Below are 22,292 nucleotides of genomic sequence, written 5' to 3' on the forward strand. Positions count from 1 at the left end.
GCCCGCGCATCAACCGGAGGGACTCCGATCATGCGTCACCTGCGTCTTCCCCTGAGTCACGCTCACGCGCCGTCGGTCGGCGACGCGTCGTCGCCGCCCGGCGCGCCGCGCCGTGCGCGCGGCGGCGCGAGCTGGCTCGTGTCGCCGTCCGTCGCGGTGCTGCTGCTGTGGATGTCGATTCCGCTCGCGATGACGATCTGGTATTCGTTCTCGCGCTACAACCTGCTGAACCCGGACGTGAAGGGCTTCGCCGGCTTCGACAACTACCGCTTCCTCGCGACCGATCCGTCGTTCCTGCCCGCGATCTGGCACACGCTCGTGCTGATCGGCGCGGTGCTCGCGATCACCGTGATCGGCGGCGTGCTGATGGCCGTGCTGTTCGATCGCAAGTTCTACGGGCAGGGCGTCGCGCGCCTGCTCGCGATCGCGCCGTTCTTCGTGATGCCGACCGTCTCCGCGCTGATCTGGAAGAACATGATCCTGCATCCGGTGTACGGGCTCGTCGCGAACGCGATGCGCGCGCTCGGGATGACGCCGATCGACTGGTTCGCCGATTATCCGTTGACCGCGGTGATCATCATCGTCGCGTGGCAGTGGCTGCCGTTCGCGTTCCTGATCCTGTTCACCGCGATCCAGTCGCTCGACCAGGAGCAGAAGGAAGCCGCGCGCATCGACGGCGCCGGCCCGATCGCGATGTTCTTCTACATCACGCTGCCGCACCTGAAGCGCGCGATCGCCGTGGTCGTGATGATGGAGACGATCTTCCTGCTGTCGATCTTCGCGGAAATCTACACGACGACCGGCGGCGGCCCGGGCGACGCGACGACCAACCTGTCGTACCTGATCTACGCGCTCGGCCTGCAGCAGTTCGACGTCGGCCTCGCATCCGCGGGCGGCATCATCGCCGTCGTGGTCGCGAACGTCGTGTCGTTCTTCCTCGTGCGGATGCTCGCGCGCAACCTGAAGGGGGAATACGAAAAATGAGCGACCTGACTCTGGCAGGCCGGCGCACGCCGGCCGTGTTCGACCTCGTGCGGCGCGCGCTGCCCGGCACGCTTGCGTGGCTGATCGCGCTCTTGCTGTTCTTCCCGATCTTCTGGATGGCGATCACCGCGTTCAAGACCGAGCAGCAGGCGTACGCGTCGTCGCTGTTCTTCATGCCGACGCTCGACAGCTTCCGCGAGGTGTTCGCGCGCAGCAACTACTTCGCGTTCGCGTGGAATTCGATCCTGATCTCGGCCGGCGTCACGGTGATCTCGCTGCTGTTCGCGGTGCCGGCCGCGTACGCGATGGCGTTCTTCCCGAACCGCCGCACGCAGAAGGTGCTGCTGTGGATGCTGTCGACCAAGATGATGCCGTCGGTCGGCGTGCTCGTGCCGATCTACCTGCTGTGGAAGAACGCGGGGCTGCTCGATACGGTGTCGGGGCTCGTGATCGTCTACACGCTGATCAACCTGCCGATCGCGGTGTGGATGACCTTCACGTACTTCAACGAGATCCCGAAGGACATCCTGGAAGCCGGGCGCATCGATGGCGCGTCGACGTGGCAGGAGATCGTCTACCTGCTGATGCCGATGGCGCTGCCGGGGCTTGCGTCCACCGCGCTGCTGCTCGTGATCCTGTCGTGGAACGAGGCGTTCTGGAGCATCAACCTGTCGAGCTCGAACGCCGCGCCGCTGACCGTGTTCATCGCGTCGTACTCGAGCCCCGAAGGGTTGTTCTGGGCGAAGCTGTCGGCCGCGTCGCTGCTTGCGGTCGCGCCGATCCTGATCGTCGGCTGGCTGTCGCAGAAGCAGCTCGTGCGCGGGCTCACGTTCGGGGCGGTGAAATGAGTGCGGGCAAACGCGCGACCGGTCATGGCATGAACGTGCTGATCTGCGATTGCGACGGCGTGCTGATCGACAGCGAGGCCGTCGCCGCCGACGTGATCGTGCGCGAACTCGACGCGCGCTGGCCGGGCGTCGATGCGCGGCCGGCCGTGATGCCGCTGCTCGGGCTGCGCATCGAACGCGTACTGGCCGGTGCGAGCGAGGCCGTCGGCCGCACGCTGTCGGCCGACGACGTCGACGCGATCCGCCGCGCGGTCGAGGCGGCGGCCGTGAATGCGCCGATGGTCGAAGGCATCGACGCGGCGCTGGCCGCGATCGACCTGACGACGGCCTGCGCGAGCAACAGCTACCGCGCGTACGTCGAAGCGGCGCTCGCGCGCACCGGCCTCGCGCGCTTCTTCGGCGACCGGCTGTTCTGCGCGGATTCGGTCGCGCGGCCGAAGCCGGCGCCCGACGTGTATCTCGCGGCCGCGCGCGCGCTCGGCGCGGTGCCCGCGCAATGCCTCGTCGTCGAGGACAGCGTGACCGGCATCACCGCGGCGGCGGCGGCCGGCATGACCGTGCTCGGCTTCGTCGGCGGCGGGCACGCATCGGCGGCGCAGATCGATGCGTTGCGCGGCATCGGCGCGCGCCACGTATTCGACGACATGCACGAGCTGCCCGGCTACGTCGCGCGTTGGCAGGCGACGGGCGCGGTACTGCCGGGCTAGCAATCAGCAACGAACCGGCAACGAACCAGGAACGAATGCGCGCCGCTTTCAGCGCGGCGCATCACGAACGAACGGAGACAGATCATGGCAAGCGTGCTCCTGCGCAACATCGCGAAGCGCTACGACGATACCGAAGTGCTGCGCAACGTGAACCTCGACATCGCCGACGGCGAATTCGTCGTGTTCGTCGGCCCGAGCGGCTGCGGCAAATCCACGCTGATGCGGATGATCGCCGGGCTGGAGGACATCTCGAGCGGCGACCTGCTGATCGACGGCGCGAAGGTCAACGACGTGCCGAGCGCGAAGCGCGGCATCGCGATGGTGTTCCAGTCGTATGCGCTGTACCCGCACATGACGCTGTACGACAACATGGCATTCGGCCTGAAGCTCGCGGGCGCGAAGAAGCCCGAGATCGACCAGGCCGTGAAGCAGGCCGCGAAGATCCTGCACATCGATCACCTGCTCGACCGCAAGCCGAAGCAGCTGTCGGGCGGCCAGCGGCAGCGCGTCGCGATCGGCCGCGCGATCACGCGCAAGCCGAAGGTGTTCCTGTTCGACGAACCGCTGTCGAACCTCGACGCCGCGCTGCGCGTGAAGATGCGGCTGGAATTCGCGCGGCTGCACGACGAGCTGAAGACGACGATGATCTACGTGACGCACGACCAGGTCGAGGCGATGACGCTCGCCGACAAGATCGTCGTGCTGTCGGGCGGCGCGGTGCAGCAGGTCGGCACGCCGAACGCGCTGTATCACGCGCCGGCGAACCAGTTCGTCGCGGGCTTCATCGGCTCGCCGAAGATGAACTTCCTGAAGGGCACGGTCGAGTCGGCCGATGCGGGCGGCGTGCTCGTGCGCTTCGACAGCGGCGAGACGCAGCGCGTGGCGGTGGACGCGGCGGGGCTGCAACGCGGCGCCGCGGTGACCGTCGGCGTGCGGCCCGAGCATCTGCTGGTCGATGCGGCGTCCGCGGGCGTCGCCGCGCGGACGATGGCCGTCGAGTCGCTCGGCGACGCCGCGTATCTGTATGCGGAGTCGGCCGTCGCGCCGGACGGGCTGATCGCGCGGATTCCGCCGCTCGACACGTACCGCACCGGCGAGGCGCTGCGCGTGCATGCGCAGCCCGAGCACTGTCACCTGTTCGACGAGCACGGGCAGGCGTTCCGGCGGCTCGGCGTGCACGCGAAAGCCGCGTGACGGCTGCGCGCCGGCTACAGCCGCAAATGCTCGGCCATGTAGTCGACGAATGCGCGTAGCTTGGGCATCGGATGGCGGCCGGACGGCCACAGCACGTAGAACGGCGTGCGGCTCGCGACATGGTCGTCGAGCACCGTGCACAGCCTGCCTTCGTCGAGCGCGTCGCGCACGAAGAACTCGGGCAGGCATGCGATGCCGAGCCCGCGCAGCGAGAAGCACAGGCGCGTCTCGGCGTTGTTGCTGACCATCGAGACGGGGACCTCCGGCGGCGTGCCGGTGCGCGGCGCGCGCAGCGGCCAGATCTCGAGCCTGCCGCTGCTCGGGAAGCGGTAGTGCAGGCAGCGGTGCCGCGCGAGATCGGCCGGCGTGCGCGGCGTGCCGTGCCGCTCGAGATACGCGGGCGACGCGACGAGGTGCTGGCGGAAATGCCCGAGCAGCCGCGACGACAGCCGCGAATCGGACGGCTGGCCGGTGCGCAGCACCACGTCGAAGCCTTCATCGACGACATCGACGAGCCGGTCGCTGAAATCGATGTCGAGCTCGATTTCCGGATACGCAGCCATGAAATCGGCGAGCACCGGCAGCAGCAGCGTGCCGATCGTCGGCAGGCTCACGCGCAGGCGTCCGCGCGGCGCTTCGGCACTGTGCGTCAGTTCCCGTTCGGCCGCGTCGATCTCGGCGATCACGCGCCGGCACCGTTCGAGAAAGCGCGCGCCTTCGGCCGTCAGCGTGATGCTGCGCGTGCTGCGGTGAAAGAGCCGCACGTTCAGGCGCGCCTCGAGCCGCGCGATGCGCTTGCCGATCGCCGACGCCGACAGCCCGAGCGCGCGGCCGGCCGCGACGAAGCTGCGCGTTTCCGCGACCTGGACGAACACGACGAAACCGCCAAGATTTTCCATGCTGGGCCCCGATTGCGGACATCGATGTCCGGAGTGTCCGGAACTCTAACCCGGTTTTTCTCCTTGCGCAGGCTCCCTACGATGGGCGTTCCTTCACTGTTCGAGGTCACGCCATGTCATCCCTGCCTGTCTCCGTCACGCGAGCCGATCCCGACGCCGCACTGCGCGGCCGGCTCGATGCCGCTCTCGACCGCGCGCTGGCCGATGCGCGCGTGGTCGGCGCGGTCGTGCTGGTTGCCCGCGATGGCGAACCGCGCTATGCGCGCGCGGCCGGTCTCGCCGATCGCGAACGCGGCACGCCGATGCGGGAGGACACGCTGTTCCGGCTTGCGTCGATGTCGAAGCCGATCGTGACGGCCGCCGCGATGCGACTCGTCGAGGCCGGCCGCATCGCGCTCGACGAGCCGGTCGCGCGCCGGCTGCCGGCGTTCGAGCCGACGCTGCCGGACGGCACGCCGGCCGACATCACGCTGCGGCATCTGCTGTCGCATACGGCCGGGCTCGGCTACCGCTTCCTCGAAGCCGATGGCGACGGCCCGTATGCGCGCGCCGGCGTGTCCGACGGGATGGACCGCGCGGGCCTGTCGCTGGCGGAGAACGTCCGGCGCATCGCCAGCGTGCCGCTGCGGTTCGCGCCCGGCACGTCGTGGGACTACTCGCTCGCGACCGACGTGGTCGGCGCGCTGATCGAGGCGGTCGACGGCCGGCCGCTCGCCGATGCCGTGGCCGCGCTCGTGACGACGCCGCTCGGGATGGCCGACACGGCATTTTTCACGCACGACGCGGCGCGCGTGGCGACGCCTTACGTCAGTACGCCCGACGTGCCGCGCCGGATGACCGACGACGATCTCGTGCCGGTGTACGAGGGCACGGTCGGCATCCGCTTCGCACCGGCGCGCGCGTTCGACGCGGCCGCGTGGCCGTCGGGCGGCGCAGGGATGATCGGTACGGCGGGCGATTGCATGACGCTGCTCGATACGTTGCGCACCGGGCGGGACGGCTGGCTCGCCCGCCGCTGGATCGACGAGATGTCGCGCGTGCAGCCCGGCGCGCACGACCTGCCGGATGCGCCGGGGTTCGGCTTCGGGCTCGGCTTTTCCGTGCTGCATGACCCGGCGGCCGCGCAATCGCCGGAATCGGTCGGCACGTGGCGCTGGGGCGGCGCGTACGGGCATGCGTGGTTCGTCGACCGCGCGGCGGGGCTGACGGTGGTGGCACTGACCAATACGCTGTACGAAGGGATGCACGGGCGGATCGTCACCGACGTGCGCGATGCGGTGTACGGCGTCGACGATCGGAGCGCGCGATGAGCGAGTGCGTATCCGTTTCCGGCCGCGCGATCGATCGTGCGGCAGATCCGTCCGCGCCGGCCAGTGCGCGCCTGCCCGTCGCGAACCTGCTCGCGCTTGCCACCGCCGGTTTCATCACGGTCCTTACCGAAGCGCTGCCGGCCGGCCTGCTGCCGCTGATGAGCGCCGACCTGCGCGTGACCGAGGCGCTGATCGGCCAACTGGTGACCGTCTACGCGCTCGGCTCGATCGTCGCGGCGATTCCGCTCGTCGCCGCGACGCGTGCGATGCGCCGGCGCCGCCTGCTGATCGCGGCGCTGGCCGGCTTCGTCGTGTCGAATGCGGTGACGGCCGTGTCGCCGTACTACGCGCTCACGCTGGCCGCGCGCTTCGTCGCCGGGATGGCGGCCGGGCTGCTGTGGGCGCTGCTGGCCGGCTATGCGAGCCGGATGGTCGACCCTTCGCTGCGCGGCCGCGCGATCGCGGTCGCGATGCTCGGCATCCCGGCGGCGATGTCGATCGGCATTCCGGCCGGCACCGCGCTCGGCGCGATGCTCGGCTGGCGCATCGCGTTCGCCGGTATTTCGGCCGCGGCGCTGGCGCTGATCGGCTGGATCCGGCTGCGCATGCCCGACTATCCGGGCCAGCCGGCCGGCGCGCGCGAGCCCGTGCTCGGCGTGATGGCGCTGCCCGGCGTGCGGCCGGTGCTGACGGTGATGTTCGCGTACGTGCTCGCGCACAACATGCTGTACACGTACGTCGCGCCGTTCCTCGCGGGCGTGCGGATGGGCGCGCAGGTCGACGTGGTGCTGTTCGTGTTCGGCGTCGCGTCGCTCGTCGGCATCGCGCTGACGGGGGCATGGATCGGCGCCGCGCAGCGCCGCCTGACGCTCGCGAGCATCGCGCTGTTCGCGCTGGCGGCGGCGATGCTCGGCGCCGGGGCGGGGATGGCGATCGTCTATGCGGGTGTCGTGTTGTGGGGGCTCGCGTTCGGCGGTGCGCCGACGCTGTTCCAGACCGCCGCCGCGAACGCGGCGGGGGAATCGGCCGACGTCGCGCAGTCGATGCTCGTCACGGTGTGGAATCTCGCGATCGCCGGCGGCGGCATCGCGGGCGGGATGCTGCTCGACGCGACGGGCGCCGGCGCGATTCCGTGGGTGCTCGTCGTGCTGCTGGCGGCAGCGTGGGCCGGCGCGTGGCGCGCCCGCCGCCATGCGTTTCCGGCGCCGCGCGCGGCCTGAGCCGTAGCGTGCGCGACGGCGGCGTCAGGCCGCCTTCGCGGCGAGCGCGGCGCGTGCGCAGGTCTCGTCGGTGACGAGCCCCGACAGCCAGCCGCCGCGCAGCGCGGCAATCACCGCGTCGTGTTTCTTCGGGCCGCCGGCGAACGCGATCGTCGGCCGCTTCGGCGGCGTGGCGAGCGCGACGCTCGTCACGCGCGCGCTCGTCGACACGGTGATCTGCGTGCCCTGCGCGTCGATCGGCACGCCGAGCAGTTCGGCCACCGCGCCGAGCGCGGTCATCTCGTCGCGCTCCTGTTCGGTGATGAAGCCGTCCTCGTAGAGCGGGCAGTGCGGGCCGATGTTGCCGATCCCGACGAACGCGACGTCGGCCTCGCCCGACAGCGCCTCGACGATCCGGTACAGCCGGTGGTTGCACCACTGCGCGCGTTCGGCGTCGCTGTCGGCGAACAGCGGCGCGGGCAGCAGGAAATGCTTGCTGCCGGTTTTCTCGGAGATGTACTGCGCGACGTCGTAGCGGTTCGACGAACCGTCGGCCGCGATCGCGCCGACCATCGACACGAGCCGGTGCTGCGGGCGATCGATCTGCGCGATCTGCGCGACCGCGGCCTTCAGCGTCCGGCCGCTGCTGACCGCGATCACCATCGGGCGCGTTTCGTTCAGGTAGCGCTCCATCACCTGCGCGCCGGCGACCGCGAGCTTGCGATCGATCGCGTCGGGCGCATCGGCGTCGACCGGCACGACTTCGCACATCGCGAGGCCGTAGCGTTTCGACAGTTGCGCGCCGAGATCGAGACAGTCGGCGAGCCGATGATCGACGCGCACGCGGATCAGGTTCTTCTCGACCGCGAACGCGACGAGGCGCTGCGCGACGGGGCGCGACACCTGCAGCTTTTCGGCGATTTCGTTCTGCGTGTCGCCCGCGACGTAATAGAGCCACGCGGCGCGCGTGGCGAGATCGAGTTTTTCTGAGGACTTGGACACGATAGCGATTCGGTTCGGATCTGGGGGCCGCCCCGCGGGCCGGCCGGCGGGCCGCACGACGGCATCCACTGTACCGCATGTCGCGCGCACGGCCGGCGGCCGGCCGCGCGGGCGCGGGTCTACGCGAGCCGTGCGCGCGACGGCTCGTACAGCGGCCTCACGTGACGGTAGAGCGTGCGGAACGCATCGAGGCGTTCGCGCAGCCGCGCATGGCGGGCGGCGTCCGGCGCATATTCGGCGCGCACCGGCGGCTTGGTCAGCACGGTGTGCGGATCGCCGCCGACGGCCAGCCAGCCGAGCCGCGCCGCGCCGAGCGCCGCGCCCGTTTCGCCGCCGCCGTGCTGACGTGTGCGCACGTTCAGCGCATCGGCGATCAGCTGGGCCCAGAACGCGCTGCGCGCCCCGCCGCCGATCAGCGACAACTGGTCGGTCTCGACGCCGGCCGCATGCAGCGCGTCGAGGCCGTCGGCGAGGCCGAGCGTCACGCCTTCGAGCACCGCGTAACCGAGATGCGCGCGCTCCGTGGCATGCGTCATCCCGAAGAATGCGCCCTGTGCATACGGATCGTTGTGCGGCGTGCGCTCGCCCGAGAGGTAAGGCAGGAACAGCGGCGCCGTCGCGACCGCGTCGGCGTCGAGCGCCTCGACTTCGGCGAGCAGCGCGGGTTCGTCGGTGCCGGTCAGCTTGCAGACCCAGCGCAGGCAGCTCGCGGCCGACAGCACGACGCTCATCAGTTGCCAGCGATCGGGAATCGCATGGCAGAACGCATGCACGGCCGACGCGGGATTCGGCATGAAGCGGTCGCCGACCACGCTCAGCACGCCCGACGTGCCGAGCGACACGAAGCCGTCGCCCGCGTGGATCGCGCCGATGCCGAGCGCGCTCGTCGCATTGTCGCCGCCGCCGCCCGCGACCGGGACGGCTTCCGACAGCCCGAGCGTGCGTGCGACGTCCGCGCGCAGCGTGCCGGACGGCGCGTTGCCCTCGACGATGCGCGGCATCTGCTCGCGCGTCATCCCGCACGCGCCGAGCAGCGCATCGGACCAGTCGCGGCGCGCGACGTCGAGCCACAGCGTGCCGGCCGCGTCCGACGGGTCGGAAACTTTCGCGCCGGTCAGCCGGAATCGCAGGTAGTCCTTCGGCATCAGCACGCACGCGGTCGCCGCGAACACGTCGGGCTCGTGCTTCGCGACCCACAGCAGTTTCGGCGCGGTGAAGCCGGGCATCGCGAGGTTGCCGGCCAGTGCGTGGAGATCGGGTGCGCGTTCGGTGAGCAGCGCGCATTCGTCGGCGCTGCGCATGTCGTTCCACAGGATCGCGGGGCGCAGCACGCGGTCGTCGCGGCCGAGCAGCACCGCGCCGTGCATCTGGCCCGACAGGCCGATGCCGTGCACCTGCGCGAACGCGTCGCGGTGCCGTTCGCGCAGCGCCGCGAGCGCGGCGAGCGTGCCTTGCCACCAGTCGTCCGGGTGCTGTTCGGCCCAGCGCGGATGCGGGCGGGACACGCTGAACGGCGAGCCCGCGGTGCCGACCACCGTGCCGTCCTGGGCCAGCAGCAGCACCTTCACTTCCGAGGTGCCGAGGTCGATGCCGAGATACATGAACGATCCGTTCGGTCAGAGAGGAGCCGCTACTGTAGCCGTGCCGCGCGGCCTGTGCCAAGCGGGTTCACCCGACTGCGCGGCCGGGGGCCGGCGCGCGCGCCGTCAGCGCGCGGCGAGCCATGCATCGACGCGTGCGAGCCCGGCGCGCAGCGCGTCGAGCAGCGCCGCGTTGCCGGCGAGCGAGCCCCACAGCGCGCGGTTGGCGCACAGTGCGACCGCCGGATCGTCGGCCCCGACGATCGCGCGGGCGCTGCCGTCGTCCATTACGCCGTCCTGGTACGCATACGGCAGCGTGCCGCGCGCCCAGCGTTCGAGAAAGCGCAGGAACAGCGCGGGCAGCACGGCGGTGGCGACGGGCGCCGCGCCGCGCGCGAACGATTCGACGAGCGTCGGCGCGATGAAGCCGGGAATCTTCGAGAAACCGTCGGCCGCGACGCGCTGGTTCGTGTCGAGCACGTACGGGTTGCCGAAGCGCTCCAGCACGACGTCGCGGTAGCGCGCGAGATCGAGCGGGCTCGGCGTGAGGCACGGGATCACGTCCTGCGTCACGTAGTCGTGCGCGAAGCGGCGGATCGCCGCGTCGTGCGTGCCTTCGTGGATATACGTATGGCCCGCGAGCGTGCCGGCCCACGCGATGCAGCTGTGCGTCGCGTTGAGGATGCGGATCTTCGCTTCCTCGTACGGATGCACGTCGTCGACGAGCTCGGCGCCGGCCAGCTCCCAGCGCGGCCGGCCGGCCGCGAAGCGGTCCTCGATCACCCACTGGATGAACGATTCGCCCATCACCGGGCACGCGTCGTCGACGCCGGTGGCCGCACGTACGCGTTCGCGCACGTCGGCGGTCGGGCGCGGCGTGATGCGGTCGACCATCGCGCTGGGCGTCGCGACGTGCGCATCGAACCACGCGAGCAGGCCGCCTTCGCCGCGCCGCTCGAGGAATTCGCGCATGCCCGCGCGAAAGCGTGCGCCGTTGTTGCGCAGGTTGTCGCAGCTTTGCAGCGTGAGCGGGCCCGCGCAGCGCTTCACGCGTTCGGCGAGCAGCGCTGCGAGCGCGCCGTACAGCGTCGTGCGCGCGCCCTGCAGGTCGGCCGCGAGATCGGCGTTCGCGACGTCGAGCCGGTTGTGTTCGTCGAGGTAGTAGCCGCCTTCGGTGACGGTAAACGACACGATCCGGCAGGCCGGATCGGCGCCGGCGTCGATCAGCGCGGCGAGGTCGATCGACCACGGCAGCACGCGCGTGATCGCCCGGATCGTCTCGTAGGCGCGCTCGCCTTGCGGCGTGACGGTCTCGAGCGTGTACGCGCCGTGCTGCGCGGCGAGCGCGTCCATCGTCGCGCGCATGTCGTCGCGGATGTTGCCGACCGTCAGCGACCAGCGTTCGCCGACCGGCACGGCCGCGTTCACGCGATGCAGATACCACGCCTGGTGCGCGCGGTGAAACGAGCCCGCGCCGATGTGCAGCAGCACGGGCGCGCGGGCGGCGGGCGATTCGGTCATCAGGTGTCTCCTGTTCCTGCCTGTTCTGTCGAATACGATCATTTGCTCTTTGTGTGAGCGAATGATCGTATTCGGGCGAACGAAAGTCAAGGCGGAGGCGCGGCATTTCGATGGTGCGCTGCGGCGGCATTCGGGGCAGGGCGGACGCGGCGGCGCCGGCGGAAAAAAGTGTCAGCGCCCTTCGCGCGTGAGCGCGACGAGTTCGTCGAGCAGCTTCCCGGCCGGCCCCGGCAGGATCCCGTGGCGGCGCCGGAACGCGGTGAGCGTGCGCACCGCGACGACTTCGCGCACGGGCAGCGTGTCGATCGTGCCGGCACGCTGCTCGGCGCCCACCATCGGCTCGGCCATCCAGCTGAGGAAGCCCGCGTGCGCGACCAGGCTTTTCAGCGTGATGACCGAGCGCGTCTCGACCGCGATGTCGGGCAACGGCAGCCCGTGCGCGTCGAAGGTCGCGCGCATGTGGTCGAACGGCGCGGTACCGCGCGGCGGAAGCGCCCAGCGCGCGTGCAGCGTATCGGCGAGCGTCGGCGCGCGGCCGAGCGCGCGCAGCGGATGGTGCGGCGCCGCAACGATATGGCTGCGATCCTCCCAGCGGCACTCGGGAATCGCGACGATCTCGTCGGTATCGGGCGCGTGCGCGGACAGTGCGAGGTCGATCTCGTGCTTGACCAGCCCTTGCGCGAGCCGGTCCCACACGCCTTCGATGATGTCGACGCGCAGGTTCGGCCAGCGGTCGAGCACGCGGCCGACCGCGACCGGCAGCACGAGGCTCGCGATGCTGCCCACCGTGCCGACCTTGATCGTGCCCTTCGCGAGCCCGCGCATCGCGTCCAGTTCCTCGCGCGCATGCTCGGCCTCGTGCTGCAGCAGTGTCGCGTGGGGCAGCAACGCCTCGCCGAACGCGGTGAGCTGCACGCCCTTCGAGTGGCGTTCGAACAGCGGCGCGCCGACCTGGTCCTCGAGCCGTTTCAGGATCCGGCTCAGCGCCGGCTGCGTGACGTGCAACGCGTCGGCCGCGCGGCCGAGGCTGCCGCACGCGACGATCGTCGTGAACGCGCGCAATTGTCGGAGATCGAAAGTCATGCCGGAACGTAATGGCTTTTCGCAGAAAATACAGTATCCGAGAATGGCTTGCGCTTCGATACTGTGGAAACCGCCAAGCCATCGAGGAGACGCCCGAGCATGTCCGGCACCCCGTCCCATTCCGCCGCACCGGTCAGCGTTCGCGATGCGGTCATCGACCTGCTCCGCCAGTTCGGCATCGACCGCGTGTTCGGCAATCCCGGCTCGACCGAGCTGCCGATGTTCCGCGACTTCCCCGACGATTTCCGCTATGTGCTCGGCCTGCACGAGGCCGTCGTGGTCGGGATGGCCGACGGTCATGCGCAGGCCGCCGGCAATGCGGCGGTCGTCAACCTGCATTCGGCGGCCGGCGTCGGCAACGCGATGGGCAATCTGTTTACCGCATTCAAGAACCGCACGCCGCTGATCGTCACCGCGGGCCAGCAGGCGCGCGCGATCCTGCCGTTCGATCCGTTCCTCGGCGCGACCCAGGCCGCCGAGCTGCCGAAGCCGTACGTGAAGTGGAGCATCGAGCCGGCGCGCGCGCAGGACGTGCCGGCCGCGATCGCGCGGGCGTACCGGATCGCGATGCAGGAGCCGCGCGGCCCCGTGTTCGTGTCGATCCCGGTCGACGACTGGGACCAGCCGGCCGAATGGCTGCCGCGCCGTGACGTGAGCAGCATCGTGCGGCCCGATCCCGACGCGCTCGCGCGGCTCGGCGACGCGCTCGACGCCGCGCGCCGGCCGGCGTTCGTGGTCGGCGCGGCCGTCGATCGCGCGGGCGCGTGGGACGACGTCGTGCGCCTCGCCGAACGGCACCGTGCGCGCGTGTACGTCGCGCCGATGTCGGGGCGCTGCAGTTTTCCCGAGGACCATCCGCTGTTCGCCGGCTTCCTGCCCGCGATCCGCGAGAAGATCGTCGCGCGGCTCGACGGGCACGATCTCGTGTTCGCGTTCGGCGCGCCCGCGTTCACCTACCACGTCGAGGGCTTCGGCCCGCACGTGCCGCCGGGCGCGACGCTCGTGCAGCTCGTCGACGATCCGGGCGTCGCCGCGTGGACGCCGTCGGGCGATGCGGTCGTCGGCAACTTGCGGCTCGCCGCGCGCGAGCTGCTGGCGCGGCCCGCGCCGCCCGAGCGGCCGATGCCCGCACCGCGCGCGCCGCGGGTGCGCGCCGCCGCGCCTGCGGCCGGCGAGCGCATGTCGGCAGCGTTCGCGCTGCAGACGCTCGCCGACGTGCGCGACGCGCACGACATCGTCGTCGAGGAGGCGCCGAGCGCGCGGCCCGTGATGCAGGAACATCTGCCGTTCACGCGCAGCGGCACGTTCTACACGATGGACAGCGGCGGGCTCGGCTACGGGATGCCGGCCGCCGTCGGCGTCGCGCTCGCGCAGCCGGGCCGGCGCGTGATCGGGCTGATCGGCGACGGCTCCAGCCTGTATTCGATCCAGGCGCTGTGGAGCGCGGCGCAGCTGAAGCTGCCGATCACGTTCGTGATCCTGAACAACCGGCGTTATGCGGCGCTGCAGGATTTCGCGCCCGTGTTCGGCTTCGGCCCCGGCGACCCGGTGCAGGGCACCGATCTGCCCGACCTGGATTTCGTCGCGCTCGCGCAAGGGATGGGTTGTCGCGGCGTGCGGGTCACCGAAGCGGCGAAGCTGCGCGATACGCTGACCGACGCGCTGCGTGCCGCGACGCCGGTCGTCGTCGAAATCGAGATTGCTTGACGCGCCGTGCGCGTCTTTCCGGAGATGCCATGCAAACCGTAGCGATGCTGATCGGCGGCGAACGCCGCCACGCGTCCAGCGGCGCGACCTTCGTGCGCCGCAACCCGCTCGACGGAGAAGTCGCGTCGGAAGCGCCCGCGTGCACCGTCGACGATGCACGCGCGGCGGCCGATGCCGCGGCCCGCGCGTTTCCCGACTGGGCCGCGCTCGGCCCCGGCGCGCGCCGGGCGCTGCTGCTCAAGGCCGCTGCCGCGCTCGAAGCGAAGCGCGACCCGTTCGTCGCCGCGATGGCGGCCGAGACGGGCGCGTCCGCGCTGTGGGCCGGCTTCAACGTGCAGCTTGCCGCGAGCGGGCTCGTCGAGGCCGCGTCGCTCACCACGCAGGTCGGCGGCGAGCTGATTCCGTCCGACGTGCCGGGTTCGCTCGCGATGGGCGTGCGGCAGCCGGCCGGCGTCGTGCTCGGCATCGCGCCGTGGAATGCGCCGGTGATCCTCGCGACGCGCGCGCTCGCGCTGCCGCTCGCATGCGGCAACACGGTCGTGCTGAAGGGCTCGGAGCTGTGTCCCGTCACGCACGGGCTGATCGTCGAGGCGTTGCAGGAGGCCGGACTGCCGCCGGGCGTCGTCAACTTCGTGACGAACGCGCCCGACGATGCGGGCGCCGTCGTCGATGCCCTGATCGCGCATCCGGCCGTGCGCCGCGTGAATTTCACCGGCTCGACGCGGGTCGGGCGGATCGTCGCCGAAGCGTGCGCGCGTCACCTGAAGCCGTCGGTGCTGGAACTCGGCGGCAAGGCGCCGTTCGTCGTGCTCGACGATGCCGATCTCGACGCGGCGGTCGCCGCAGCCGCGTTCGGCGCATTCGCCAATTCCGGGCAGATCTGCATGTCGACCGAGCGCATCGTCGTCGACGCATCGATCGCCGATGCATTCGTCGCGAAGCTCGCCGACAAGGCCGCGTCGCTGCCGCTCGGCGACCCGCGCAACGGGCCCGTCGTGCTCGGCTCGCTGATCGACATGAAGGCCGTCGAGCGCTGCAACGCGCTGATCGACGATGCGCTCGCGCACGGCGCGACGCTGCTGTGCGGCGGCCGCGCCGACAGCACGTTGTTTCCCGCGACGCTGCTCGACCACGTGACGCCGGCAATGCGCATCTACGCGGAAGAATCGTTCGGCCCGGTGAAGGGCATCGTGCGCGTCGACGGCGAGGAAGCCGCGATCCGCTGCGCGAACGACAACGCATTCGGGCTGGCGTCGGCCGTGTTCAGTCGCGACGTCGCGCGGGCCTTGCGCGTCGCGGCGCGTATCGAATCGGGCATCTGTCACGTGAACGGGCCTACCGTGCACGACGAGGCGCAGATGCCGTTCGGCGGCGTGAAGGACAGCGGCTTCGGCCACTTCGGCGGCAACGCCGGCATCGCCGCGTTCACCGATCTGCGCTGGATCACCGTGCAGACGGCGCCGCGCCACTATCCGTTCTGACGAGGCCGCCGACGATGAGAATCGCGATTCTGGGCGCGGGCGCGATGGGCTCGCTGTTCGGCGGGCGGCTCGCCGAAAGCGGCGAAGCCGTCACGCTGATCGACGTCAACGATGCGCATCTCGATGCGATCCGCCGCGACGGGCTGCGCATCGACGACGACCGCGGCGAACGGCGCATTCGCACGCTGCACGCCATGCGGCCGGAAGCCGCGAACGCGCAAGCGGCCGCAACGCCCGACACGCCGTTCGATCTCCTGATCGTTTTCACGAAATCGCTGCACACGCGCACGGCGCTCGACGGCGTGCGTGCGCTGCTGACGCCGGACACGTTCGTGCTGACGCTGCAGAACGGGCTCGGCAACGTCGAGACGCTGAATGCGTTCGTGCCGCTCGAGCGCATCCTGGTCGGCGTGACGACGTGGCCGGCCGACGCGGCCGGGCCTGCGCACGTGCGCTCGCACGGCGCCGGCACGATCCGCATGATGACGGCCGACGGCGCGGCCCGCCCGTTCGCGGCGGCCGTGGCCGACGCGCTGTCGCGCGCGGGGCTCGCGTGCACGCTCGACGTCGACGTGTGGGCCGCGATCTGGGAGAAGGTCGCGTTCAACGCGGCGCTCAACACGGTGTGCGCGGCGACGGGCTGCACCGTCGACCAGCTCGGCCATCATCACGACGGGCCGCGGCTCGCGCTCGCGATCGCGGCCGAGACGGCCGCCGTTGCACGCGCGAAGGGCATTGCGGTCGACGGCGAGCGCATCGCGCGCAACGTCGAGCATGCGATCCGCGACCATCGCGGGCACCGTCCGTCGATGCTGCAGGACGTGCTCGCGGGCCGTCGCACCGAGATCGACGCGATCGGCGGCAAGGTCGTCGCGGCCGCGCGCGAAGCGGGCGTCGCGGTGCCGCATGCCGAGACGCTGCTCGCGCTGGTCCGGTTGATCGACGCACGGGCGAACTAAGCAGCTGGCCGGCGGCCGGCTGGCGCCGCATGACGATACGGGTGCCGCGCGAGCGACGCGATGGCGCCGGATCGTGAAGGATGGGACAGGAGGCCGACGCCGATGCAGGGCGCCGGCCGACTGCACAGCACGAGATCCGGGCACGCGTGTGCGCCAGCCCGGGCAACCGGAGACGCCATGAAAGCCATCGAACGCCGTTGTCTTGCCGCGCGCCGTGCGCGCACGTTGCCGCCGCCGCGCGGCGCCCGGGAGGCCGCATGAGCGCGCCCGACGCACTGGATGGACGGCTGCCGCCGTCGGTCGACATCGGCACGACGCTCGACGACGGGCCGTTCACGCCGATGCAGCGCTGCGTCGTGTTGCTCGCCGCGCTCGCGATCGTGCTCGACGGCTTCGACGGCCAGTTGATCGGCTTCGCGATTCCCGTGTTGATCCGCGAATGGGGCATCACGCGCGGCGCGTTCGCGCCGGCCGTCGCGGCGGGGCTGATCGGGATGGGCATCGGCAGTGCGTGCGCGGGGCTCGTCGCCGACCGCTTCGGCCGCCGCCAGGCCGTGATCGGCAGCGTGTTCCTGTTTGGCCTCGCGACCTGCGCGATCGGGTTCGCGCCCGACGTCGCGACGATCGCGATGCTGCGCTTTTGCGCCGGACTCGGGATCGGCGGCGCGCTGCCGACGGCCACGACGATGACCGCCGAATACACGCCCGCGCGGCGCCGCACGATGATGGTGACCGCGACGATCGTCTGCGTGCCGCTCGGCGGAATGCTGGCCGGGCTGTTCGCGCACGAGGTGCTGCCGCGCTACGGCTGGCGCGGGCTGTTCTTCGCGGGCGGCGCGTTGCCGCTCGTGCTCGGCTTCGTGCTCGTGCGCGCGCTGCCCGAATCGCCGCGCTATCTCGCGCGATGCCCCGCGCGCTGGCCGGAACTCGGCGCGCTGCTCGCGCGGATGCGGCGGCCGGTCGCGCCGGGCACCGTGTTCACCGATACGAGGGACGCGCGCGTGCCCGGCGGCCGCGGCGGTTTCGGCGCGCTGTTCGCGAGCGGCCAGGCGCGCGACACGATCGCGCTGTGGTGCGCGTTCTTCATGTGCCTGCTCGCCGTGTACGCGGCGTTCAGCTGGCTGCCGACGATGCTCGCGGCGAGCGGGTTGAGCGTGTCGGTCGCGGGCTCGGGACTCACCGCGTACAACCTCGGCGGCGTGATCGGCGCGCTGCTGTGCGCATGGGCGATCGCGCATGCGGGGTCGCGCTGGCCGCTCGCGCTGTGCAGCATCGGCGGCGCGGCGAGCGCGGTATGGCTGATGGGTGTCGATGCCGGCCGCCATACGAGTTGGCTGATCGTCGGGCTCGGCCTGCACGGGTTGTTCGTCAACGCGGTGCAGTCGACGATGTATGCGCTGTGTGCGTACATCTACCCGACGGCCGTGCGCGCGACGGGCACCGCGAGTGCGCTCGCCTTCGGCCGGCTCGGCGCGATCCTCAGCGCGTTCGCCGGCGCGATCGTGATCACGGCGGGCGGCGCGGGCGCGTACCTGACGATGCTGGCCGTCGCGATGGGTGTGGTGTGCATCGCGCTGCTCGCGGTGCGGCGGCACATTCCGCGGCTGTCGCATGCGCCGGCGCAGCCGCCGCGCGAAGGGGAGGAACTCGCCCGCACGTCGTCGTGACGGCGGGCGCATGGCGCGTTACAGCGTGGTGCGCACGTGCCAGAGCTCGGGGAACAGCACGACGTCGAGCATCTTGCGCAGGTACGGCGCGCCGCTCGTGCCGCCCGTGCCCTGCTTGAAGCCGATGATGCGCTCGACCGTCGTCACGTGACGGAAGCGCCACTGGCGGAACGCATCCTCGAGATCGACGAGTTCCTCGGCCATCTCGTACAGCTCCCAGTGCTGCTGCGGATGACGATAGACCTCGAGCCACGCGGCTTCGACCGTCTCGTCGTGCCGCGTCGGCTGCGTCCAGTCGCGCTCGAGCCGCCCGGGCGCGATCGGGAAGCCGCGCCGCGCGAGCAGGCGCACGACCTCGTCGTAGAACGACGGCGCCTCGAGCGTCGCGCGCACCTGTTCGAGGATGTCCGGCCGGTGCGCATGCGGCTGCAGCATCTGCGCATTCTTGTTGCCGAGCAGGAATTCGAGCTGGCGATACTGGTAGGACTGGAAGCCCGACGACTGGCCGAGATACGGCCGCATCGCCGAATACTCGGACGGCGTCATCGTCGACAGCACGTTCCACGCCTGCACCAGTTGCTCGAGGATGCGCGACACGCGCGCGAGCATCTTGAACGCGGGCGGCAGCGCGTCGGTGCGCACCGCGTCGAGCGCGCCGCGCAGCTCGAACAGCGCGAGCTTCATCCACAGCTCGCTCGTCTGATGCTGGATGATGAACAGCATCTCGTTGTGATCGGGCGACAGCGGATGCTGCGCGTCGAGGATCGAATTCAGCGACAGGTAGTCGCCATAGCTCATCGACTTCGAGAAATCGAGCTGCGCGTTGTGCCAGCCGGCTTGAGTGTCGGCCTCGCCCGGCACGTGCGGCGCTTCGTGCGCGGCTTGCGCCGGTTGTGCGGCGCGTGCGCCCGAGAACGGGCAGCCTGCCGGCGCGTCGCCGCCGGGGGGCTGCATATGACCAGAATTCACGACTTTCTCCAGATTTGAATGACGAACGCGCGGCGCGCTTCGCATGCAACTGCGGCATGCAACGATCGCGCGCCGCGCAGAACCGGTCAGGTCACCGCGCCGCGCTCGGCGAACTCGGGCGCCTTCCACGCATCGGTGGCGAGGATGTCGCGCAGCGTCTCGACCGCATCCCACACGTCGGCGAAGCGCGTATAGAGCGGCGTGAAGCCGAAGCGCAGCACGTACGGCTCGCGGTAATCGCCGATCACGCCGCGCGCGATCAGCGCCTGCATCACTTCGTAGCCGTGCGGATGCTCGAAGCTCGCCTGCGAGCCGCGCTGATGATGCGCACGCGGCGTGACGAGCTTCAGCGACAGGCCGGCGCAGCGCGCTTCGACGAGCGCGATGAAGGCATCGGTCAGCGCGAGCGACTTGCGGCGGATCGTGTCCATGTCGGTCTGCAGGAACACGTCGAGCCCGCATTCGACCATCGACATCGACACGATCGGCTGCGTGCCGCACAGGAAGCGCGCGATACCCGGATCGGGCGCGAAGCCCGGCTGCATCGCGAACGGCGCGCGGTGGCCCCACCAGCCGGACAGCGGCTGCGAAAAATGCGCGAGATGGCGTTGCGGCACCCACACGAACGCAGGCGAGCCGGGGCCGCCGTTCAGGTACTTGTACGTGCAGCCGACCGCGCCGTCCGCGCGCGCGCCGTTCAGGTCGACCGGCACCGCGCCGGCCGAGTGCGCGAGATCCCACAGCATCAGCGCGCCCGCGTCGTGCACGAGCTGCGTGACGGCCGGCATGTCGTGCATGTAGCCGGTGCGGTAGTTCACGTGCGTGATCATCGCGACGGCCGTGTCCGCGCCGAGCGCGTCGGGCAGGTCGGCCGGATCGTCGATCAGGCGCAGTTCGTAGTCGCCGCCGAGCTGCTCGATCAGCCCCTGCGCGATATACAGGTCGGTCGGGAAGTTCGAGCGTTCCGACACGATCACGCGACGCTCGGGCGCACGCTCGGCCTGGTGGCGCAGCATCGCCGACAGCAGCTTGAACAGGTTGATCGAGATGGTGTCGGTCACGACCGTTTCGCCAGGTGCGCCGCCGATCAGCGTCGCGAGCTTGTCGCCGAGGCGGCGCGGCAGCGCGAACCAGCCGGCCGTGTTCCAGCTGCGGATCAGGCCGTCGCCCCATTCGGCGCCGATCACCTGCTGCGCGCGGGCGGCCGACGCGCGCGGTTGCGCGCCGAGCGAGTTGCCGTCGAGGTAGATCACGCCGTCGGGCAGCGAGAACTGCTCGCGCAGCGGGGCCAGCGGGTCGTCGCGGTCGAGCGCGAGCGCATCTTCACGGGTCTTGATCATCATCATATGAGGTCGTAGGTCGGGTAATCAGGAAGCCTGTGCCGGCAGCGCGCGCAGCACCGCGCGCACGGGGCTCGCGTCGAGCGTCGCGAATTTCAGCGGCAGCGCGATCAGTTCGTAATCGCCGGGCGGCACGTCGTCGAGCACGATGCCTTCGAGGATCGCCATCCGGTGCGCGCGCACGCGGCGATGCGCATCCATCGTCTTCGATTCCTGCGGGTCGAGCGACGGCGTGTCGATGCCGATCAGCTTCACGCCGTGCGCGGCGAGCAGGTCGACGGTGTCGGGCGCGACCGCGCAGAAGTTGCTGTCCCATTGCTCGACCGCGGCGCGCGCATACGTGCGCAGCAGCACGCGCGGCGGCACGCCGGCGAGCGCGGCTTCCACGTCGGCCGGGCGCACGGCCGGCGCCGCGCCGATGCAATGGATCACGCGGCACGGGCCGAGATAGGTGTCGAGCGGCACCGCGCCGATCGGCGCGCCGTCGGCGTCGTAGTGCAGCGGTGCGTCGCAGTGCGCGCCCGTGTGCGGCGACAGCGTCAGGCGCGCGACGTTGACCGGCGAGCCGGCCTCCATCCGCCACACGCGTTCGACGGAAACCGGCGTATCGCCCGGCCACACGGGGGTGGCGGGGCTGACGGGCGGCGAGATGTCCCAGAGTGTGTCCATGGCATGACGAAGCGTGAATCGATGCTTCGAATGATAGGTGGACGCTCGCGGAAAGTGCTTGCGAAATAAACATGGACAATCCGCCGGATTGGCAGATAATTCGACTCAGAGGGAAAACGGGGACCAAAAATGCACGCGATCACGCTCGATGCCACCGACTGCCGGATTCTGGCGGTATTGCAGGAGGAGGGCAGAATCAGCAATCTCGACCTGGCCGAACGCATCTCGCTGTCGCCGTCGGCCTGCCTGCGCCGCATGCGCCTGCTCGAGGAGCAGGGTGTAATCGAGCACTATCGCGCGTGCCTGAGCCGCGAGAAGCTCGGCTTCGAGCTCGAGGCATTCGTGCAGGTGTCGATGCGCAACGAAGAGAATCAATGGCACGAGCGCTTCGCGGAAGCGCTGCGCGAATGGCCGGAGGTGGTCGGCGCGTTCGTCGTGACGGGCGAGAGCCACTATCTGCTGCGCGTGCTCGCGCACAACCTCAAGCACTATTCGGATTTCGTGCTGAACCGCCTGTACAAGGCGCCGGGCGTGATGGACATCCGTTCGAACATCGTGCTGCAGACATTGAAGGACGAAGCGGGCGCGCCGGTCGGGCTGGCGCGCACGGGGGCGATCAAAGCGGTGTGAGGCCGTGGAAGCCGCCGCCGTGGAACACGAGCGGCGGGGCCGTGTCCGATACCGCGCGCACGCCGCAGCGTTCCACTTCGCCGACGAAGATCACGTGGTCGCCTTCGTCGTAGCGGCTGCGGTTGTGGCATTCGAACCACGCGAGCGCGCCGTCGAGCACGGGCATCCCCGAGTTGCCGGCCGCATGCGCGATTCCTTCGAAGCGGTCGCCCTTGTAGGTCGAGAAGCGCTTGCACAGGTCGAGCTGCGACGCCGCGAGCACGTTCACCACGTAATGGCTGTTGCCGCGGAACACCGGCGTCGATGCCGATTTGTGCGCGAGGCTCCACAGCACGAGCGGCGGATCGAGCGAAACCGAATTGAACGAGCTGGCGGTGATGCCGATCAACTGGCCGGACGGCGCGCGCGTCGTGATTACCGTCACGCCCGTCGCGAACTGGCCGAGCGCCTGCCGGAAGGCGGCCGAATCGAAATCCGGCGGACTGGCGTGGCTCATGTGACTCATCGGGCCACCATCCGGAACGGGACGGGCGAGCGCGACAC

20 protein-coding genes are annotated in these 22,292 nt (G+C 70.5%); 11 read left to right on the forward strand and 9 right to left on the reverse strand.

Annotated elements, in window-relative coordinates:
* The first annotated feature begins 30 nt into the window (after window positions 1-30).
* The 4 genes from HWX62_RS23525 (at window position 31) to ugpC (ending at window position 3,733) form a co-directional block, all read left to right on the forward strand.
* On the forward strand, window positions 31-984 hold the full coding sequence (locus tag HWX62_RS23525; RefSeq protein ID WP_011546081.1) for a sugar ABC transporter permease: 954 nt from the start codon (window positions 31-33) through the stop codon (window positions 982-984).
* Window positions 981-1,832 carry a carbohydrate ABC transporter permease gene (locus HWX62_RS23530; protein WP_175927695.1) on the forward strand — a complete coding sequence of 284 codons (852 nt, stop codon included), beginning with the start codon at window positions 981-983 and terminating at the stop codon, window positions 1,830-1,832. The genes HWX62_RS23525 and HWX62_RS23530 overlap by 4 nt, the downstream gene beginning before the upstream one ends.
* Complete coding sequence (locus tag HWX62_RS23535; RefSeq protein WP_175927694.1) at window positions 1,829-2,539, forward strand: HAD family phosphatase; 711 nt, start codon at window positions 1,829-1,831, stop codon at window positions 2,537-2,539. The genes HWX62_RS23530 and HWX62_RS23535 overlap by 4 nt, the downstream gene beginning before the upstream one ends.
* Before the next feature lie 84 nt (window positions 2,540-2,623).
* Window positions 2,624-3,733: a sn-glycerol-3-phosphate ABC transporter ATP-binding protein UgpC gene (gene ugpC / locus HWX62_RS23540; protein ID WP_175927693.1), complete on the forward strand. Its 1,110-nt coding sequence runs from the start codon at window positions 2,624-2,626 to the stop codon at window positions 3,731-3,733.
* Between the two features lie 14 nt (window positions 3,734-3,747).
* Here ugpC and HWX62_RS23545 read toward each other — a convergent pair whose 3' ends face one another.
* Entirely contained in the window at window positions 3,748-4,632 is an 885-nt protein-coding gene (locus HWX62_RS23545; RefSeq protein ID WP_175927692.1) for a LysR family transcriptional regulator, read from the reverse strand.
* Between the two features lie 113 nt (window positions 4,633-4,745).
* Between HWX62_RS23545 and HWX62_RS23550 the strand changes: the two genes are divergently transcribed.
* Both HWX62_RS23550 and HWX62_RS23555 read left to right on the forward strand, forming a co-directional pair.
* Window positions 4,746-5,942 (forward strand): serine hydrolase domain-containing protein, encoded by a 1,197-nt coding sequence (locus HWX62_RS23550; RefSeq protein WP_175927691.1) that lies wholly within the window; start codon window positions 4,746-4,748, stop codon window positions 5,940-5,942.
* Window positions 5,939-7,162 (forward strand): MFS transporter, encoded by a 1,224-nt coding sequence (locus tag HWX62_RS23555; protein ID WP_175927690.1) that lies wholly within the window; start codon window positions 5,939-5,941, stop codon window positions 7,160-7,162. The genes HWX62_RS23550 and HWX62_RS23555 overlap by 4 nt, the downstream gene beginning before the upstream one ends.
* A 24-nt stretch (window positions 7,163-7,186) precedes the next feature.
* Here the strand turns inward: HWX62_RS23555 and HWX62_RS23560 are convergent, their stop codons facing one another.
* From HWX62_RS23560 to HWX62_RS23575, 4 genes are all read right to left on the reverse strand, one after another.
* The gene (locus tag HWX62_RS23560; RefSeq protein ID WP_175928161.1) at window positions 7,187-8,200 is read right to left on the reverse strand and encodes a sugar-binding transcriptional regulator; all 1,014 of its coding nucleotides are present in this window, start codon (window positions 8,198-8,200) and stop codon (window positions 7,187-7,189) included.
* Window positions 8,201-8,262: 62 nt separating this feature from the next.
* A complete protein-coding gene (xylB, locus tag HWX62_RS23565; protein ID WP_175927689.1) occupies window positions 8,263-9,744 on the reverse strand; it encodes a xylulokinase in 1,482 nt (493 codons plus the stop codon).
* Window positions 9,745-9,849: 105 nt separating this feature from the next.
* Window positions 9,850-11,244: a D-arabinitol 4-dehydrogenase gene (gene dalD / locus HWX62_RS23570; RefSeq protein WP_175927688.1), complete on the reverse strand. Its 1,395-nt coding sequence runs from the start codon at window positions 11,242-11,244 to the stop codon at window positions 9,850-9,852.
* A 171-nt stretch (window positions 11,245-11,415) separates the two neighbouring features.
* Window positions 11,416-12,327 carry a LysR family transcriptional regulator gene (locus HWX62_RS23575; protein ID WP_175927687.1) on the reverse strand — a complete coding sequence of 304 codons (912 nt, stop codon included), beginning with the start codon at window positions 12,325-12,327 and terminating at the stop codon, window positions 11,416-11,418.
* A gap of 99 nt (window positions 12,328-12,426) precedes the next feature.
* On the opposite strand from HWX62_RS23575, the gene mdlC reads away from it, so the two are divergent.
* The 4 genes from mdlC (at window position 12,427) to HWX62_RS23595 (ending at window position 18,141) form a co-directional block, all read left to right on the forward strand.
* Window positions 12,427-14,034 carry a benzoylformate decarboxylase gene (gene mdlC / locus HWX62_RS23580; protein WP_175927686.1) on the forward strand — a complete coding sequence of 536 codons (1,608 nt, stop codon included), beginning with the start codon at window positions 12,427-12,429 and terminating at the stop codon, window positions 14,032-14,034.
* A 29-nt stretch (window positions 14,035-14,063) separates the two neighbouring features.
* Window positions 14,064-15,515: an aldehyde dehydrogenase gene (locus HWX62_RS23585; RefSeq protein ID WP_175927685.1), complete on the forward strand. Its 1,452-nt coding sequence runs from the start codon at window positions 14,064-14,066 to the stop codon at window positions 15,513-15,515.
* A 14-nt stretch (window positions 15,516-15,529) separates the two neighbouring features.
* Complete coding sequence (locus HWX62_RS23590) at window positions 15,530-16,474, forward strand: 2-dehydropantoate 2-reductase (protein WP_175927684.1); 945 nt, start codon at window positions 15,530-15,532, stop codon at window positions 16,472-16,474.
* Between the two features lie 257 nt (window positions 16,475-16,731).
* On the forward strand, window positions 16,732-18,141 hold the full coding sequence (locus tag HWX62_RS23595; protein ID WP_175927683.1) for an MFS transporter: 1,410 nt from the start codon (window positions 16,732-16,734) through the stop codon (window positions 18,139-18,141).
* Window positions 18,142-18,159: 18 nt separating this feature from the next.
* On the opposite strand, the gene kynA is transcribed toward HWX62_RS23595, so the two are convergent.
* The 3 genes from kynA to kynB form a co-directional block, all read right to left on the reverse strand.
* Window positions 18,160-19,095: a tryptophan 2,3-dioxygenase gene (gene kynA, locus HWX62_RS23600; RefSeq protein WP_175928160.1), complete on the reverse strand. Its 936-nt coding sequence runs from the start codon at window positions 19,093-19,095 to the stop codon at window positions 18,160-18,162.
* 101 nt (window positions 19,096-19,196) lie between these two features.
* Window positions 19,197-20,447 carry a kynureninase gene (kynU, locus tag HWX62_RS23605; protein ID WP_175928159.1) on the reverse strand — a complete coding sequence of 417 codons (1,251 nt, stop codon included), beginning with the start codon at window positions 20,445-20,447 and terminating at the stop codon, window positions 19,197-19,199.
* A 30-nt stretch (window positions 20,448-20,477) separates the two neighbouring features.
* Window positions 20,478-21,119, reverse strand: coding sequence for an arylformamidase (kynB, locus tag HWX62_RS23610; protein ID WP_175927682.1), 642 nt, complete (start codon window positions 21,117-21,119; stop codon window positions 20,478-20,480).
* A 129-nt stretch (window positions 21,120-21,248) separates the two neighbouring features.
* Here kynB and HWX62_RS23615 point away from each other — a divergent pair, with 129 nt between their 5' ends.
* On the forward strand, window positions 21,249-21,749 hold the full coding sequence (locus tag HWX62_RS23615; protein WP_006477992.1) for an Lrp/AsnC family transcriptional regulator: 501 nt from the start codon (window positions 21,249-21,251) through the stop codon (window positions 21,747-21,749).
* Here the strand turns inward: HWX62_RS23615 and HWX62_RS23620 are convergent.
* Window positions 21,736-22,245: a flavin reductase family protein gene (locus HWX62_RS23620; RefSeq protein WP_175927681.1), complete on the reverse strand. Its 510-nt coding sequence runs from the start codon at window positions 22,243-22,245 to the stop codon at window positions 21,736-21,738. The genes HWX62_RS23615 and HWX62_RS23620 overlap by 14 nt on opposite strands.
* Window positions 22,246-22,292 lie beyond the last annotated feature (47 nt).

This window comes from Burkholderia sp. BCC0506 (genome assembly GCF_902833145.1).
Classification (GTDB): domain Bacteria; phylum Pseudomonadota; class Gammaproteobacteria; order Burkholderiales; family Burkholderiaceae; genus Burkholderia.